The organism is Acidovorax sp. KPB24-07 (assembly GCF_057543315.1).
In genome coordinates this window covers 1-1147 of record NZ_BAAJYS010000707.1, presented here as the reverse complement: position 1 = coordinate 1147, position 1147 = coordinate 1, and the positions used below count along the sequence as shown (strand labels likewise).

Sequence of the window (1147 nt, the reverse complement as noted above, 5' to 3'; positions counted from 1 at the left end):
CCGGCCCTGCCCCCACCCGCCGCCAGTGCCTGCAGGCCCTGGCCGCGCTCGCCGCGCCGGGCGTGCTGCAGGCCAGCCTAGCGGCCACCCCGCAGGCGGTGGATGCACGCTTTTTGCTGGTCTTCCTGCGCGGCGGGTACGACTGCGCCAGCCTGCTCGTGCCCACCTCCAGCAGCTACTACTACGAGACGCGGCCCAACATCGCCATCGCCAAGCCAGGCGAAGCCGGGGGCGCGCTGCCGCTCACCGCGGACTGGGGCCTGCACCCGGCGCTGGCGGGCTCGCTGATGCCGCTGTACGAGAAGAAGCAGGTGGCGTTCGTGCCGTTCTCGGGCACCGAAGACCTCACGCGCAGCCACTTCGACACGCAGGACAGCATCGAGCTGGGCCAGCCCGTGGGCGGGCGGCGCGACTACCGCTCGGGCTTTCTCAACCGCCTGGCCACCGAACTGGGCGTGCAGCCGCGCTGGCACGACCACCTGTCGCCCATGGCCTTCACCGACACGCTGCCGCTGGTGCTGCGTGGCGGCTATGACGTGCCCAACACCGCCCTGGGCGCCGCGGGCGCGGCCAAGCCTGGCATCGACGATCGGCAGGCCGGGCTGATCGCCTCGATGTACGGGGGCACGCCGCTGGCCGCCGCCGTGGCCGAGGGCTTTCAGACGCGCGACGAGGTGGCGCGCACCATGCAGGGCGAGATGGATGCCGCTAGCCGCAACGCGCTGAGCACCAAGGGCTTCGAAGGCACGGCGCGCCGCATGGCCCGGCTGATGCAGTCGCGCTACAACCTTGGCTTCGTGGACGTGGGCGGGTGGGACACGCACGTGGGCCAGGGCAACGCTACGGGCGCGCTGGCCAACCGCTTCGAGGAGCTGGGCCGGGGCCTCGCGGCCTTCGCCGACGAGATGGGGCCGGCGTGGAACCGCACCACGGTCGTCGCCATCAGCGAGTTCGGCCGCACCTTCCGCGAGAACGGCAACCGCGGCACCGACCACGGCCACGGCAGCGTGATGTGGGTGCTGGGCGGGGGCATCGCGGGCGGGCGCATCGCGGGCGAGCAGCAGGCGCTGACGGCCACCACCCTGTTCCAGAACCGCGACTATCCCGTTCTGAACGACTACCGCGCCGTGCTGGGCGGCCTGTTCGC

1 protein-coding gene is annotated in these 1147 nt (G+C 72.5%); it reads left to right on the top strand.

The features are described 5' to 3' along the window. The coding region (locus tag AC27IQ_RS25160; RefSeq protein ID WP_487091246.1) for a DUF1501 domain-containing protein at positions 1-1147 on the top strand (1147 nt) is incomplete at both ends.